At 43.2% G+C, this 15,414-nt stretch carries 13 protein-coding genes; 3 read left to right on the top strand and 10 right to left on the bottom strand.

Going from position 1 to position 15,414, the window contains the following annotated elements:
* The first annotated feature begins 412 nt into the window (after positions 1–412).
* Positions 413–1,351 (top strand): LysR family transcriptional regulator, encoded by a 939-nt coding sequence (locus ACZ5ZC_RS14935; protein WP_047008735.1) that lies wholly within the window; start codon positions 413–415, stop codon positions 1,349–1,351.
* Positions 1,352–1,375: 24 nt separating this feature from the next.
* Here the strand turns inward: ACZ5ZC_RS14935 and ACZ5ZC_RS14930 are convergent, their stop codons facing one another.
* The 4 genes from ACZ5ZC_RS14930 to ACZ5ZC_RS14915 all read right to left on the bottom strand — a co-directional run bounded on the left by ACZ5ZC_RS14930 (position 1,376) and on the right by ACZ5ZC_RS14915 (position 6,073).
* Positions 1,376–2,257 carry a YjjW family glycine radical enzyme activase gene (locus ACZ5ZC_RS14930; RefSeq protein WP_464932050.1) on the bottom strand — a complete coding sequence of 294 codons (882 nt, stop codon included), beginning with the start codon at positions 2,255–2,257 and terminating at the stop codon, positions 1,376–1,378.
* A gap of 23 nt (positions 2,258–2,280) precedes the next feature.
* A complete protein-coding gene (locus tag ACZ5ZC_RS14925) occupies positions 2,281–3,825 on the bottom strand; it encodes a YjjI family glycine radical enzyme (RefSeq protein WP_464932049.1) in 1,545 nt (514 codons plus the stop codon).
* A 214-nt stretch (positions 3,826–4,039) separates the two neighbouring features.
* The gene (locus ACZ5ZC_RS14920) at positions 4,040–4,663 is read right to left on the bottom strand and encodes a LysE family translocator (protein ID WP_054867099.1); all 624 of its coding nucleotides are present in this window, start codon (positions 4,661–4,663) and stop codon (positions 4,040–4,042) included.
* 192 nt (positions 4,664–4,855) lie between these two features.
* On the bottom strand, positions 4,856–6,073 hold the full coding sequence (locus tag ACZ5ZC_RS14915) for an HD-GYP domain-containing protein (protein WP_005394162.1): 1,218 nt from the start codon (positions 6,071–6,073) through the stop codon (positions 4,856–4,858).
* A 486-nt stretch (positions 6,074–6,559) separates the two neighbouring features.
* On the opposite strand from ACZ5ZC_RS14915, the gene ACZ5ZC_RS14910 reads away from it, so the two are divergent.
* On the top strand, positions 6,560–8,263 hold the full coding sequence (locus ACZ5ZC_RS14910) for a putative bifunctional diguanylate cyclase/phosphodiesterase (protein WP_395208796.1): 1,704 nt from the start codon (positions 6,560–6,562) through the stop codon (positions 8,261–8,263).
* A gap of 128 nt (positions 8,264–8,391) precedes the next feature.
* On the opposite strand, the gene ACZ5ZC_RS14905 is transcribed toward ACZ5ZC_RS14910, so the two are convergent.
* From ACZ5ZC_RS14905 to ACZ5ZC_RS14885, 5 genes are all read right to left on the bottom strand, one after another.
* Complete coding sequence (locus ACZ5ZC_RS14905; protein ID WP_012841869.1) at positions 8,392–8,865, bottom strand: response regulator; 474 nt, start codon at positions 8,863–8,865, stop codon at positions 8,392–8,394.
* A complete protein-coding gene (locus ACZ5ZC_RS14900) occupies positions 8,852–10,189 on the bottom strand; it encodes a sensor histidine kinase (protein ID WP_464932048.1) in 1,338 nt (445 codons plus the stop codon). The genes ACZ5ZC_RS14905 and ACZ5ZC_RS14900 overlap by 14 nt, the downstream gene beginning before the upstream one ends.
* 3 nt (positions 10,190–10,192) lie before the next feature.
* Positions 10,193–11,611 carry an SLC13 family permease gene (locus ACZ5ZC_RS14895; RefSeq protein ID WP_005394158.1) on the bottom strand — a complete coding sequence of 473 codons (1,419 nt, stop codon included), beginning with the start codon at positions 11,609–11,611 and terminating at the stop codon, positions 10,193–10,195.
* 240 nt (positions 11,612–11,851) lie between these two features.
* Positions 11,852–12,328 (bottom strand): GNAT family N-acetyltransferase, encoded by a 477-nt coding sequence (locus ACZ5ZC_RS14890; RefSeq protein WP_464932047.1) that lies wholly within the window; start codon positions 12,326–12,328, stop codon positions 11,852–11,854.
* Between the two features lie 35 nt (positions 12,329–12,363).
* Positions 12,364–12,726: a hypothetical protein gene (locus ACZ5ZC_RS14885; RefSeq protein ID WP_046875214.1), complete on the bottom strand. Its 363-nt coding sequence runs from the start codon at positions 12,724–12,726 to the stop codon at positions 12,364–12,366.
* Between the two features lie 479 nt (positions 12,727–13,205).
* On the opposite strand from ACZ5ZC_RS14885, the gene ACZ5ZC_RS14880 reads away from it, so the two are divergent.
* Positions 13,206–13,763: a DUF3750 domain-containing protein gene (locus tag ACZ5ZC_RS14880; protein WP_054867101.1), complete on the top strand. Its 558-nt coding sequence runs from the start codon at positions 13,206–13,208 to the stop codon at positions 13,761–13,763.
* A 51-nt stretch (positions 13,764–13,814) separates the two neighbouring features.
* Here ACZ5ZC_RS14880 and ACZ5ZC_RS14875 read toward each other — a convergent pair whose 3' ends face one another.
* Positions 13,815–15,392 carry a sensor domain-containing diguanylate cyclase gene (locus ACZ5ZC_RS14875; protein WP_047008725.1) on the bottom strand — a complete coding sequence of 526 codons (1,578 nt, stop codon included), beginning with the start codon at positions 15,390–15,392 and terminating at the stop codon, positions 13,815–13,817.
* Positions 15,393–15,414: the final 22 nt, after the last annotated feature.

Here is a 15,414-nt window from a genome sequence, read left to right as displayed (position 1 = left end):
GTACGCCTCCAATGATGGGAAGACATACGGTGAAGGGTTCTGTCGACTAAAGGGGTCGTCCATTAATTATTTATACCTCTGTTACTTAAGGATCTTGAGTAAATCACCAAACAATTAACAACACAATGGCTATTTTTAAAGGCAATGACGGCTTTTCATTCGTACACAAACTATTCAGCCCTCGCACTAGAAAGATAAATGAAATAGAAATTCTTAAATTGAAGAAAGGAAAATGCCAAAGATCTAACAAATCCAAGAGAATTCTTTAATCTTACAAAGCTCAAATTATTTTTACGCAACACGTTAAATACATTGAGCTCAAAGCGAAAGATGCTCATTTACGAGATAAACAATAGTAAAAATTTGTTTCATCCTGATATACTGCCAAAAATCATAAGAAACCATGCTATTTATGGACTACATTGCTCTTTCACGCATTAGCCTAAAACACCTCACTGTATTGCATATGTTGTTAACCACTCACAGTGTTACGCTTGCCGCAGAGCGCCTGTGTGTAACACCTTCGAGCGTCAGTAAAACACTTGGGCAATTACGTGAAACGCTGAAAGATGACCTTTTCTATCGCGATGGTACTCGCTTGGTACCAACGGCATTTGCGCTGCACATTGGCCCCTCGATCCATGGCATACTCTCTAGCATGAATGGATTATTACATCAGGGCTCATTTAATCCAGCTTACTATCAGGGCAGTTTCTCATTAGCTATGCGTGAAAGTTCGTTTGAGCTTTTTGCGCCAGTTCTACAGCATTTATCTCAGCAACTCGGTAATCACGCACATTTGAATGTGCATGCAAAAGAGGAAATGAGTTTCGATGCGTTGGTAAGAGGCCAAGTGGACTTTTTGCTGCTTCCACACGATCTTAGTCAGCCGCCCACGCAAAACAAAGACTTGGTATGGCAAACCATTCTAAAAGACGAAATGGTTTGTTTAATGGGACCATCAAATCCACTCTCTAAACAGCCTTTGTCTGTTGAAAGCTACCTCTGTGCAAGACACATTGGGATTCATGATAAAGATCTCTCACAACCTTATTTCGAGCAGAACCTCACACAAAGGCACTCGAAGCGAAATATGGCTATGCGTGTAGCGGATTTTGGCTCAGCTGCGGTGATGTGCCAGCACTCAGATTACTTGTTCACCTGTTCCAAGCTTTGGGCAAGGGCGGCCATGCAAGCAAAAGGCTTGGTTGAACAATCCCTTCCATTCGATTATGGACAGGTAGCCTACAGCCTCGTTTGGAACAAAGCGAGCTTGAACGATCCGGCTTTAAAATGGCTACAAAAACAATTGCTCGATGCCTGTGCCATGCTAGACGCGTGCGATGCGTGAGTAAGATAACGAATCAAAACTGCATTACGTGAGTACAGCCGGCACTGCGATGGGGTTACTCACGTAACGTAAAAGTTCTGATTTTAAGCGTTCGATATCATGGCGCGAGCAGACATCCCAAGTTAGCGCCTCCCCCATGACTCCGTGATGTTGAAATGCATTTAAACGGATAAGCACCGATTCAGGCAAAGTACTCAAATAGCGCCCAATCACTACGATTTCTATATCCAAATCACTTTTCCCTGGAATATGCAGTAACCGAACTTCATACAATTTTTCATGCTTTGCAAGATACTGAAGCGTTTTGAATACACGGTGATTATCACGCCCAGTTAGCCACTGGTGCGTCTCTGTCTGCCACGATTTCAAATCGATCATCGCACCGTCCAGAAAAGGAAGCACACGCTGCCAACCTGTCACTGATAAAGAGCCATTGCTGTCGATGAAACAAGAAAGGTGCTGTAGCTCAGGATCTTGCTTCATCCCTTTAAACAGCTCAATAATGAAAGGAAGTTGTAAGGTAGATTCCCCACCGGATACTGTAACACCACTGATGAAAAAGCGATGCTTGCGTATCAAATCGAGCATTGTTACCACAGAGTAGTCAGTAATTTTTGGATTAGATTGGTTCTGACATATCTCTATACAATGATCGCAGTGGGTGCACTCCTCTTTAAGCCAAACAACGTTGTTGTTTTCGTCGAACTTCAGTGCTTCTGCCGGGCACTCACTCACACAATCACCACAGTGATTACAATGGTTTATTGTATGAGGGTTATGACAGTTCAAACACTGATAGTTACAACCCTGTAGAAAGATGACTAGACGATTTCCTGGCCCATCAACACAAGAGAAAGGAAGGATACGAGTGACTTTTGCCAAAAGGCTTCCACTTCGTCTAGACATCTTGTTCTTTCCTAAACCGACCTTTACGCCTGCGTGTAGGTCGGTGTCATTTCATGACTCACCACACGTGGTGAGCGATCTAAAATCCCAGTATTTTTTGCCGCCTCTGCTCCCAGAAACGTCGTATTGGTTCTCGAACCTTCTGCATCATATTTTGCGATATCAGAAAGTTTAACCATGTATCCCGTAACGCGAATCAAATCATTTGAGGCCACATTCGCGGTAAACTCACGATAACCAGCATTTAACGCCCCTTTGCACAAATTGAACATCGCTTCTGGGTTTGATTTCACCGTTTCATCAATCGTCAAAATATCGCTGATACCTGCACGATAATACTGGTGATGCTCAGCTGTTGCTTGTACATAAGTGACAGGGTCTGGCTCCGTGCCATAAGGAAGGCGCACACCTGGCGTAACGCCAAGATCTAAGCTAATACCGCCTTGAGCATGTAAGAGCGCTTTGCCATCCAAACCATATTTCACTGGGGTTGACTCCACTAGTTTCGCCAGTGTGGCTGAAACATCATGAGCAAAAGCATTCGCACGTTCATCTTTTCCGTACTGCCCCGTTTGGCCTTCTTTTTCGAACAGAAGGTTCACCGCTTCTGCCATACCATAAATGCCATACATTGGTGCGAAACGGGACTCTTCAATCAACCCTTCTTGCGTCAAAAATCCTTGAAAGAAATTGGACTTTTCATGCAAGTGCGTACTTCTAGCGTCCATCAACTCAACCATTAATTGATGGTATAGAGGTAAAACACTGTTTAAAAAGTCGTTACAATCCGATGCTCGTTCTGCGACTTCTTTTAGGTTCATTCGCACCAGCGTGTTTGAACCACCAGCCAGTAGCAGTGAATTGTAGCAACTTACAATACCAAAACGTGAACCGCTGTAGGCTTTCGAGTGCACAGGGTAATTGGCAATATGAGGCTTACTACACTCGCAAATATTCTGCGTCGCTTGACGAAGTAAATCATCAGGTGTGACCGACTCGTCATACATGAAAGTAAGATTTGGCGCAATCTGCTTGAGCTCGGCGTCCACTTTTAAAATAGTGCGACAAATAATGTTGTCTGTCGGTCCGACATTCACGTGCATAAACGCATCTGGCAATGTGCGATCCAACATGATCCAAAAATGTTTTAACTTTTTGTAAATTTGATTCTCTGTCAGGTCGCCTATGTAAGGCAATAAGACATCATCCAACTGACCTAAATACACCGGAATATTCGTTACCGATGGAACATGATGGTAAATGATGGTGAGCATATTCAGCGCATCATCGAAATCGTCAGCTGGAAGCAACTCTAGATACTCAGAGCCTTGCAATAGGAACTTAGCGTAATCAGGCAACACATAGCGTGGTTTGAAAGGTGCATGGCCTTCAAACATATCACAGATGATTCCTTCATCCATTGCTTGTCTTAGCGATGGGGAAATCGACATGTAAGGAATACATGCTTCCGCCTCCAAGGCCAAAAAGTTCGACTTTTGTTTTGGAGAAAGACGAACATCAGTCGCAATGTCTAGAAAACGTTGTTGTAGTTCAGAAAGGCTTTTCATCTGAGATGTCCCTGAAAAAGTAACCACAAACCCACAAGATAAAACATGGATTCTACCCCTAAAGAGTAACGTGATTTTACTCCGGCTTACCTGTTGCCACTAATGAAAATAAACAAAACGTCTATTTCCATAATGGAAATAAGCTAACGCTAAATTAGGTTATTGCAACTTACGCTATTGAAATAATCCAACCATCCACCGAACACGCGCTTTCTCATCGGTTTGCCGTCGACAACATGACGCCCGCGCTAATAAATACTCCGCCAGTCAGGCGATTGAACAACTTGGCTCTTCCAGCGACAAACAGCCAGTCTGAAGCTTTTACACCTAATAATGCATAAAATGTTAGCCAACTTAGCTCAAACACCACAAATGTAGATGCAAAAATCGCGTATTGAGCCAACAAAGGCGCAGAGGGATCAATGAACTGAGGAAACAAAGCGGTAAAAAAGACAATCGCTTTCGGGTTACTAGCGCCAACAATAAAACCACTGGTGAACGCGCTGAGCGTATTCGAGGAGCTTTGGACGGCTGCCGTTTTGTCAAAATCCGTTTGAGAAGAGCGCAGCGCTTGAATGCCTAACCAGATTAAATAAGCGGCACCACACCATTTGATGATATTGAAGACCAGCTCAGATGAGGCAATCACAACCCCTAACCCGGTAAAAGAAAGCGTTAGTATAATAGTGATCGCTGATAAACTGCCTAGCGCAGTCATGAGGGCAATACGAAACCCACTACTCACACCTTTACTTAAACACAGCAATGAGCTTGGCCCAGGCGATGCAGTGAGCACCAAAATGGCCAGAGTGTAAAAAATCCATGTATCAATTTGCATTGGCATCCCTTCCCGCAAAAAGTAGAGGGTTGTATCTCAATCTTTATTGAGATATTCCTAGCTCAGTTTCCATCCATGAAACTCGATTCTTTAATAACCACCTAATCCCTACATAATTTAGAAACCATTAATAGATAGTTATGCAATCAAAATACGCTCTGCATGCAAGGTTGTAAAGCATGTTTATTTTTCTTAATCATAAAAAGGCTTGGGATCGATTTCTAACGATGACGGAGCGACTGCTCTTTCTATTTTGTGTAGGCTATTTTTCAAATCGACCATCGCCACATCGATATAACGCTGATATTTACGTGAGTAAAAACACTTCACTTCTGGCTTTAAAGCTTGAGAGTCATTTGAGGACCAAACAATACCAACACGCCCATCACTCAACTCAACAATAGAGCCCACTGGGTACATCCCAACGCAATTAATGAACTTGTAGACTAGGTCTGCATCTAAATGAAATGGCGTTAAACTCAACAAGATTTTAAACGCTTCTGCTGAGCTCATGCCTTTTTTGTAGCAGCGATCGGCCGTCAACGCATCGTAAATATCAACAATACAACTCATGCGGCCGTGAATCGGAATCTCATCGCCCTTCAAACCTCTAGGGTAGCCATTGCCATCTAACTTCTCATGATGCATCAAACAGACATCGCGACTCACATCACTAAGGCCCTTTACATGGAGAATAATCTCACCAGCGAACACTTGATGTAGCTTCATGTGTTCAAACTCTTCAGGTGTTAGCTTTGCTGGTTTATGCAAAATCTTGTCATCAACTTTAATTTTACCTACATCATGAATGATGCCACCAATAGCGAGCTGCTTTAATGTCTGCTTATCTAACCCCAAGTACTTACCAAATGACACTAAAAGGCAAGCCACATTGACGGAGTGTTCCAACAAGTAGGAGTCTTTTTTTCGGAGTGCAGAAACACATTGCAACGCATCTGAGTCGATAAAAACGCTTTCAATGACATCATCGGCCCAAGCTTCTACCTCATCAACTTCAATGATTTTGCCTTCAAAAGTTTGATTCAATAGTTTCTGCGCCAGATCTTTTGCTTCCGCAATTAGCTTTTTGGCTCGTTTATGTTGAACATCTCTCGAGCGATAAGCGCGTTGAACCTTCGAAAAGTCTGAGGACTTGGGCTCTCGCTCCTCTTCTACGGCAACAATGGATTCATCCACAGGCTTAAAGACACACTTCTGAGAAGATAATGTTTGATCTACCCAAACATACTTCACGCCGCTCGCGGTAAGCTTCTTAATGCCCTCTGGGCTAGATATCCGCCCTGCATTGGCTAAATTTACGCGCTTGTTGTGCTCTATCGCGGTAACAAACATACCAACGCCGACATCAGCGAGCGCAATTTTGATTGAATTTTTTGGATCGTACTGCATAAAAAGAAAGCTTACTCGATATTAACGGCAGTATTATAAGAGATTTGATTAATTGGCGTGATAATAAATTAGAATTGATTACTATTAATGAGCATCCTGTCAATTAATAACCCATCGCGATCACTAAGCCCTTTTTGTTAATATGGTCTTTAGCCTAGCAAATATACAGATATGACACTCAAGAACAGAACCTCTAACCGACACGTCTTAAAATAACTTGAGGATAATTATTCATAAATATTTATAGATTGCGGACAGCATCAATAACTGTATTTTATAAATGATTTTTACTGTTGACTATTTTTTATAAATGTCGATGATTAGCCGCCTAATCTTAGTATGTTATTAACCTAGTAGCGCATAAAATGATAGCCAAACAATTTGAACTGATACTTTTGTGATTGTAATGTACGCCAACAGATCAACTCTATGTTATCAAACCCCCACACTCATCTCTGATGCTAAAACGCTCGAGGAGGAAATATCTTGACCACCATATTTGACCAACAAGCCTCAGATAGTGACCGAGAGTTCCTGAAAATCGTTGAAGAACGATTCATTCATATCTTCGACGTATTTAACGAAGGCCTCTTCTACATGGATGAGTTTGGTACCATGGTATTTTACAACAAAGGCTTCTATGAACAGCTCGGTATTAACGCTGGCCGAATCAGTTTAGAGCAGTGGTTAGAACTTGTTCATCCTCTTGATCGAGAAAGGCTGTCCACAAGGGTCGATGCGCACATCACGACCAACAATACGAGGGTTACAACCACTTACCGAGTTCGTAAACCCAATGGACAATACGTCTGGATAGAAGGCGTAGCCATGACCAAAGAAACAGAACATGGCCATTACATGGTTGGCAGCCATCGCGATATTTCTGAGCGTAAGCTGATGGAAAGTTACATCCATCAAGTTGCATTTCATGACAACGCGTCAGGCATGGCTAACCGCGCCCACCTCTTGCTGGATATCGAGGACAGTGTACGTACCACCGATTCTTGCGCGTCTATTTGTTATATTCAGATCGAAGACATCAAATCTTACTTGAATCAATATGGCAGTGAACTGGTCGATGGGTTAGTAGAGAAGTTGCTACAAACTCTCAGTCACTTGCCCTCTCCAAACAGCTCGGTGTATCGCGTACATGATGATGACTTTGCGATTTTGATTCACGATGAGTGCTCAATAGAAGCGCTACAGAGTTACGCCGAAAGTTTAAAACAAACCTACCATGAAGCGGTGATTGAAGAAGGCCAATACCTAGGTAGCAACATTAGCATTGGTTTGTATCCTTGTATTGACCCTAGTCACTCCGCAGAGGAAATTTTACGTAAAGCGGCAAGAACTTGTCAGTACGCGAGCGAACAAAATAAAGACCGCGTCGCGGTCTACAGTGAGAAGACGCAGCATGCCGTTGATCGCTACTTCTTTATTGAGCAAGGTCTTAAAAGTGCGCTAGAAAAACAGACATTAAGTGTTAAGTTTCAGCCAATTATTGACGCCAAAAGCTCAAAAGTGGTGAGCTTCGAATCACTAGTGCGCTGGCGTAGCAAAGAGTTTGGCGAAATTTATCCCGACGAGTTTATCCCTGTAGCGGAGAACAAAGGATTGATCGTCGAACTGGGATATCAAGTATTTGCCAAAGCGTGTGAATTCATCAAAAACTACCGTGAACGTTACCAAAACCAAGTTCGTGTTAACGTGAACGTTTCTGTACTTCAGTTGATGAACAGCGAATTCCCTACGCGAATTAAAGCCATGGCGGATGAAGCAGGCGTTGACCCCGAGTCTATTGTTTTGGAACTGACAGAAACGTTTATTTTGGATAATAACCAGACGGCTATTGCCCCCCTAAGCACGCTCAGGGAGTTAGGTTTTGCACTCTCACTCGATGACTTTGGCTCTGGTTACAGTTCATTAAATAGCTTCTTCGACTTGCCGATGACACAAATCAAAATTGATAAGTCGATGGCATGGAAGACACTGACCAATCGCTCTTCTCAAGAGTATTTGAAGTTTCTTATCACTATGTGTCAGGAAAACAATATTGAAGTGGTGATAGAAGGCATCGAAGACGCAAAAATGTGTGACTTCTTTTCCGAGATGGGCGTCGATTATTTGCAAGGTTATTGGTTCTCTAAACCACTCTCTGTTGCCAGTGCCAGTCGCTATTCATTGAGCTAAACCGTTCTTCGGCGAAATAATCCCAGAATTAACGCTATTCCGCACGGCCACGTTAAGCATGCTGAACTACTCACAGCAAACTTCAGACACTAACTGGCCGTGACGAAAACAACCTTAGAGAGCCTTGATTAACGTAGGCGCTCAAAAACAACACTCTGATCTAAGTGTTCATGATATTGAGTGTAATCTAAGCCCATATCAAAGATATATTGAGTCACCAAGTTTCTAACGCACTCAATCAATTGGCTCGCTTGCCATGGCTTCTCAAAGTAGCGGTCAATACCTGCGGAGTTAATCGCATTAATGGTATCCGTGTGTGTCGCCTGCCCCGTCAGAAGCACTTTACGTGTGCGAACAAAACGACTGTCTTTTGATACCTCTGTCAGTAGTTCCACTCCTGTTTTACCTGGCATGACATGATCGGAAATTATTAATGCGATCATCTCGCCTTCTGCATCAAGCTCATCCATCAGTTCTAGAACCTCACCTGCGGATTCGCAGTCTTCGATATTCAACCACTGATGTAACGGCTCTAAATCTTGTAGAACCGCGCTTAATACCTCTCGTTGGTCATCAACGCAAATTACATTAAGCTTCTCCATGTTCACCCTCTACTGGTAACTTGATTCTAAAAATTGTTTTTTCACTGTCGCTCTTTACCACAATAGAGCCGTTATATCCGGCGATAATGCGTTTCACAATCGACAGCCCTAATCCTAAACCAAACGACAACCCACCCTTTTTAGTGGTGAAGTTTGGCCGGAAAATTTTTCTGCGTGTCGCTTCATCGATTTCTGGTCCGTTGTTAGCAATCGTGACCAAAATTTTCCCCTTACTCTCTCGAGTATGTATTTCGATCCCCGGATCTTCGGTTTGACCAAGTGCATCACACGCATTCTTTAAAATATTGACCCAAACTTGTACGAGTTCGGTTTGAGAGCCAACAAAGTCCGGCAACTCCGCTGGGCTAAAACGTACGCTCACGCGTCTTAAGTCACTTTGCAATAGGGCCAGCGCTCGATTGATTGAGTCATTAATATTAAACGCTTCATCCAGGTCGATATCCGTACGCCCCAATTGTTTCACTGAACGTACAATGCCAACAGTATGTTTAGAGGCAATACGCAAATCATGAAGGTCTCGCCCCATTTGCCAGAAACGTATCGCTTCTTCGGGTCTTTTTAACCAATGCTCCGACAGGAAATTATTTGGAACGGCACGTGCGAGATCACGCGCGAGATCCTTAGGTAAGCCGTAATATTTTTCGAAGTGACGCCCCCGCTTTCTCGCTTCGCTGGAAGAGACTTTCTGTCCTTGCATCAAACCAAAATCAAAAAACTGACTCGCTTCCGGATGAACTTCTTCAAGCAATTCCATGATGACCGACTCGAGTCGCTCAGATTTACTGCTTACCACACCAATAGCATTGTTCAACTCATGAGCAATACCCGCGGCAAGCTGTCCTAACGTTGTCATTTGCTCTGCGGTATGCAGCTTTTGTAACGCTTTTTCTTTAGCCAAGGCCTCTTGCATTGCACGCCGTTGACGCCGAGATAACTCGTTCACCATCACAGGCATAAATTGTGTCGTCAATGGTCCGTATGTCTCCTCTTCCACCGCGGGCGTATCACGCTGTATCCAAGCCAGTTCAACATCGGTTTGAGCAATCACTGTCGAAGAGGCCGTCCATGTACCAGAAAAGAAACTATGTACGCCAATAAACGCACCTTGAGACGCAGAAAATACCTGAATTGGCTTCTTGTCGTCTTCCGCATAATAGCCAGCCAACTCTCCTGAAAGCACGTAGTACAACCGATCGTTGTAGCCAGCTTGCTCGATCAGCACCGATCCGGATAAAACCGTTAATCGGCGTTCAAGATGGTTAAAATAGCGTTGTACTAACGCATCTAGTTTCGTTTCGTACATGGGTTACCCAATATGCCCAACGGTATGTAAAATCCAAACCATAACAAAACTAAGTAATACACCAATCACGCCCAGTACTGCACCGATACGAGCCATTTGGCTGCTTTCGACATGCCCAGTAGCATGAGCTAACGCGTTTGGTGGCGTACTGATTGGTAACGACATACCGAGTGAAGCGGCAAATGTCACGACTAAGATCAGCGTCACTTCTCCACCCAATGGCGTTAACGAAGTCATCGAGGTACCTAGCGCAGCCATAATCGGCATAAGTAAGTTTGCAGTAGCCGTATGCGACATAAAGTTTGCCATTAGCAAGCACAAGAACGCCGCACCAAACAAGACCACATATGGCGAGAACTGATCAAACGGAATACTGTGTACCACCAGCTTCGCAAGCCCTGTTTTATCCAGAGCAAGACCCAGAGCGATACCACCTGACACCAACCAAAGCACGTCCCAAGAAATTTTCTTCAAATCTTCCTTGTTGATAATGCCCGTCAATGAGAATACCGCGACCGGAATTAATGCCACTGTGTAAGAGTTCATCCCATGTGCTGACCCCATCAGCCAGAGAATAATCGTACCTGCGAAGGTGACATAGACAATCATCGCTTTTGGTGTTTTCAAAAACTTGCTCTTAATATTCAGATCGATGGTGGTTTGCTCGGCTTTATACAAAAAGCCAATCAGAAACCACGCTAGTGCCATCATTACAATGACGAATGGCACGCCAAATACCATCCATTCACCAAAGGTAATTAAATTGTCACCAACCAAATATTTCAGCGCGATAGCATTCGGGGGCGTGCCGATTGGTGTACCAATACCACCAATGTTGGCGGCAACAGGAATACACAAGGCAAACGCAATTCGACCGGGATCTTTAGGCCCAAATACCGCAATCACAGGGGTTAGAATCGACAACATCATCGCTGTTGTTGCGGTGTTTGACATAAACATGGAAAAGACAGCGGTGATCAACATCAAACCCAACATAACGAACTTTGGGTTTTGCCCAAATGGTTTTAGCAACACGCGCGCTAAGTTGACATCCAGCCTGTACTTTGTCGCCGCCATAGCTAAGAAGAACCCGCCGAGGAACAGCATAATAATCGGGCTAGCGAAAGTCGCCATTATCTCGTTATATTGCAACAGCTCACCAAAATGTGGCTGCCCTTCTTGCAAGCGAAAAAGTACGATGCTTTTATTCGAAACAAGCAATAGTTCGAGCACAATGATAACGACCGAAGTGGCGTAGATTGGAATGGGTTCAAACACCCAACAGAGTGCAGCAAGCAAGAAGATTGCGATCACTCTCTGCTGGACGATAGTAATGCCGTCAAATGGGAATGCAGAGAGGGGCATTAACCAAATAAGCAATGGTATCAATGTTGGAATAATGTATTTGAGATAAGGGCGCATAGTACTACTTCTCTTCCTGAGATGGTTAGCCAGACACGATTGGCGTATGGAACGCCATTACCCACCGCAATACCGAAGCTTTTAGGCTCTGACTAAGCCTTCAGAGACGAAAAATGCAGTAATGGCTTGTTCCAGAGAAGATTATGCACACTGTTTTCAAACAAAACTTTGGTGCGAGATCAATGAACTTGTTTTCACATTGGAAAACATTTTATATCTGTGTTCAAGCTCACTAAATGCTCACGATTTCAGTGAAATATACTTTTCCATCATAAAGTTAGTTAAGGTTTCTCCCCTAACTTCAGCACGTTGCTGAACCTTAACTGTGAACCCCATTTTCTCGTAGAAAGGTCGTGCAGTGATACTCACCTCAGAGTACAGTCGCTCTATCCCCTGTACTTTCGCCTGTGAAAATAGAAAAGACATCAAATCACGACCAATACCTTGGCCTTGATATTCATGGTGACAAAAGAAATGGTCAATCAAGCCGTCACTTTGCAAATCACAATAGCCAACGACCTGCCCTTCTATTTCCGCAATATAGGGTTGAATAGCATCCACTGTGCGTTGCCATGAATTGAGATCAAAATCTGATGGGGCCCAAGCTGAAACTTGTGATTCGGTATAATCGCGACGATTAATGACTCGTACAGTGTGGTAAAAAAGTGTCCACAATATTGGAGCATCCTCTGTGCGATAGCGACGTATTGAGAGCATCGGTTCAACCATTCCTATTCGATAAATACCAAGTATTAACGCAAAGTAATACTGGTGAATTCATCATTTTCAATACCAACCACTAAAGGCTTTTCAAGCTGATCGCTGTTCATCAATACGGTGGTATTTAGCTCTCGACTTGATCTGCGTATTTTGCTTTTTCTGATGATATGTATATTCACAATGTAATCGGAATATTCCTTCGTGACTCCTCCAGAAAACTCCACATGTTCACTTTCATTATCTTGGACCACATGAAATTTTCGATTTGCTTGAATATCAGCGCTGAGTGAAGAGTCACCATAGTTAAGTACAACGGACGTTGGTTCACTATCTTGATTGGCAAAACAGCCAAATGCGAAGGTGCATAATGCAAGTATACTTTTTGATTTAAACATTGGTTATTCAATTTCTAGTTATTTTTCTGCCATTTGCATTACCAAACAGCACTCTCAATAATCGCCCATTGTGCCACAGGTGTACGCAAGTCTCTAAATACAGTAAAAGGATGTACGATGAAATTCCGCTAAAAATGGGGGAATCACAATGCAGTTGAGGATAAACCAGCCTATTTAATCGCCCCCAATAACACCCAAGCAATTGTTTTTATTTAATTTTAAATTACTAAATAGTGTAAGCAATATACGTACAAGCTCTTACTTTTTCATACGCAACTAAGCAAGTTAATAGAGAGAGACAATATTGTCTATGCCACATGTTACAAATCTGCTTACCTCATTATTACGTATGATCCGATATTGTGGCGCTAGCCTTCCCTTCTTTTTAACGAAGGGAAGATTTAACAATAAGGCTTGCACCTATTTTATAGCTAAAATCAATAAAGCATTTCCAACATCGGTTGGTCTAGGAGCGATCAATGAAAAACTCTCTCAGTTTTACTCATCTATTAAAAGTTGGCTTGATATCAATCGCAGCTTTGATGGGTGGATGCACTCAAGGAGATTGGCGTACCGCAAGCAGAGAACCTGCCGGTATCGCGCCTGACCCTTCCAATGTGAAACATGCCGTAATTGAGTTTTATGCCGCAGATGCATTTGGTTGGCGAGGCTGGTTTGCGGTGCACACTTGGTTTGCGATAAAGCCTGAAAATGCGAACGAATATACCGTGTATGAAGTGGTCGGGTGGCGCGTGAATCGTAGACAACCCGCTTTGTATCAATACCAAACGGGCACACCAGATCGCTACTGGTACGGTGCGAAGCCAGAAAAAATACTCTCAATACAAGGTGAAAAAGCCGATAAACTTATCCCAAAAATACAAAGCGTTATCAACCAATACCCTTGGGCTGAAGAATACACGTTGTTTCCAGGACCAAATAGCAATACATTCCCGGCTTGGGTGGGCAAGCAAATTCCGGAGTTAGAACTCGACTTGCCATTTAGAGCAATTGGTAGCGGCTACGCCAACGAGTAAAACAAAAGCTTGGTAACTGGCGCGTTTTACGTTCAGCGCATAGCACTATACCTATTGTGCGTCTTCACCCAACTCGGTTCTGTTTCTTCCGTTGCGCTTTGCTTTATACAGAGCGTTGTCAGCGTCTTTCATTACCGCTTCAATTGGCATATCGTTGCCTTTCCAGTGAGAAACACCAAGTGATACCGTTACCTTACCAACTACCAGGAAATCGTGTTTTTCTACGTTATGCCTAATCCGCTCAGCGACATCAACCGCGTGATGGACATCCGTCGCTTCAAGGAACATCATGAACTCTTCCCCACCGGAACGGCAAAGATGATCATTCGCTCGGGCTTGCTCTTTCATCAACTGAGCGAATTCTTTGAGTAGATTGTCACCCACATCATGACCATAGTTATCATTGACGCTCTTAAAGTGATCAATATCCAAAGCTAAAATAGAAAAAGCGGTGTTTTCTTGCTTAAACAAGCCTAGAACTTTGTCTAAGCCGCGTCGATTTAACAACCCAGTCATCGCGTCTGTTAGCGTATCCAGTTGCAGCTTATCAATGGTTTTTGAAACGATACCAAACGCCTTGAGAAAACTGAGCTTCAAATGTGAAGCCTCAAAATACCAAGACTTAACCAGCTTCAAATCATCGATGGATGAGGAGTGCTCTTCTACTCCTCGAACAGCGCCAGCCAATTGCCATAATGGTCTTGAAATAAGTAGAGAGAAGAACCAGATCAACAGCAGAGTTAATAAACCAATTGGAATCGATTTGAAAAATACACTCCACATCTGCTCATCTAGCACCATTAACGTCATTGATTTCGGGCGCTGAGCGACAATTCCCCACCCTGATGATTCAACTGGTGCATACCCTGCTAGCATTTCAACACCGCGAGAGTTCACAATTTCTTTGTTACCACGCTGACCCATTGTCACGGCGTTAATTGCCATATTATCGTTGATCACTTCACCAACCCGCGATTTATCTGGGTGGTAGATCAGCGTATTGCTTTCGTCCACAACGTAAAGGAAAGAGCCATCTTTGTAAGCATGCTGGCTAAGTAATTCCGCAAGAATATTGTCCTTCTCTAAATAAATAGTACCGCCGATATAGCCTAAATATTCATTGGACTGAGAAAATATAGGGTATGAGATCGTTAACAGATAATTACCTGCGGGTGAGATGAATGGCTCAGTGACAACGGGCGCTTGAGCATTTAAAGATTGACGTTTTCTTTCACCAACAAGCTTTACACCTTTAACCTGAAGTGTCTCTGGTGATACAGAAATAATGACGCCTTTCGCATTAACGACAACCACAGAGTTGAATGATTTGGTTTGCTTTCTCAGCCTCTCCGCCTCTTCGTCAAGAAACTGAGCATCGTGCATCTTATCTTTTAGCAAGTTCGCACTGTATTTTAACTGCGACATTGAGCTTTCTATGAAAGAGTCCGTCATTTCTGACATTTTTTGCGCATAAACGCGGTTGGACTCTAACGTGTTATTGATGATGAGATCTCGTTGCACTCGATAGATCGAATAAAACGCATTGATCAAAGTGACAAGCACGCTGAAAACACACAGGATTACAATAAGGTTTCTAAGATTAAGTTTTTCTTTTCTTCTAAAGGACATTTGCCAACTGCCAGCTTCGATG

This window comes from Vibrio sp. JCM 18905 (assembly GCF_055393305.1).
The sequence above is the reverse complement of the archived record's forward strand: the minus strand, read 5'-3'. Positions and strand labels throughout refer to the sequence as shown.

Bases quoted from the DNA above. Each gene is read 5' to 3' on its own strand.
- ACZ5ZC_RS14880 (WP_054867101.1), top strand. From the start codon at position 13,206: ATGAAAAACTCTCTCAGTTTTACTCATCTATTAAAAGTTGGCTTGATA.
- ACZ5ZC_RS14875 (WP_047008725.1), bottom strand. From the start codon at position 15,392: ATGTCCTTTAGAAGAAAAGAAAAACTTAATCTTAGAAACCTTATTGTA.
- ACZ5ZC_RS14925 (WP_464932049.1), bottom strand. From the start codon at position 3,825: ATGAAAAGCCTTTCTGAACTACAACAACGTTTTCTAGACATTGCGACT.
- ACZ5ZC_RS14920 (WP_054867099.1), bottom strand. From the start codon at position 4,663: ATGCAAATTGATACATGGATTTTTTACACTCTGGCCATTTTGGTGCTC.
- ACZ5ZC_RS14900 (WP_464932048.1), bottom strand. From the start codon at position 10,189: ATGTACGAAACGAAACTAGATGCGTTAGTACAACGCTATTTTAACCAT.
- ACZ5ZC_RS14890 (WP_464932047.1), bottom strand. From the start codon at position 12,328: ATGCTCTCAATACGTCGCTATCGCACAGAGGATGCTCCAATATTGTGG.
- ACZ5ZC_RS14935 (WP_047008735.1), top strand. From the start codon at position 413: ATGGACTACATTGCTCTTTCACGCATTAGCCTAAAACACCTCACTGTA.
- ACZ5ZC_RS14930 (WP_464932050.1), bottom strand. From the start codon at position 2,257: ATGTCTAGACGAAGTGGAAGCCTTTTGGCAAAAGTCACTCGTATCCTT.
- ACZ5ZC_RS14915 (WP_005394162.1), bottom strand. From the start codon at position 6,073: ATGCAGTACGATCCAAAAAATTCAATCAAAATTGCGCTCGCTGATGTC.
- ACZ5ZC_RS14905 (WP_012841869.1), bottom strand. From the start codon at position 8,865: ATGGAGAAGCTTAATGTAATTTGCGTTGATGACCAACGAGAGGTATTA.
- ACZ5ZC_RS14895 (WP_005394158.1), bottom strand. From the start codon at position 11,611: ATGCGCCCTTATCTCAAATACATTATTCCAACATTGATACCATTGCTT.
- ACZ5ZC_RS14885 (WP_046875214.1), bottom strand. From the start codon at position 12,726: ATGTTTAAATCAAAAAGTATACTTGCATTATGCACCTTCGCATTTGGC.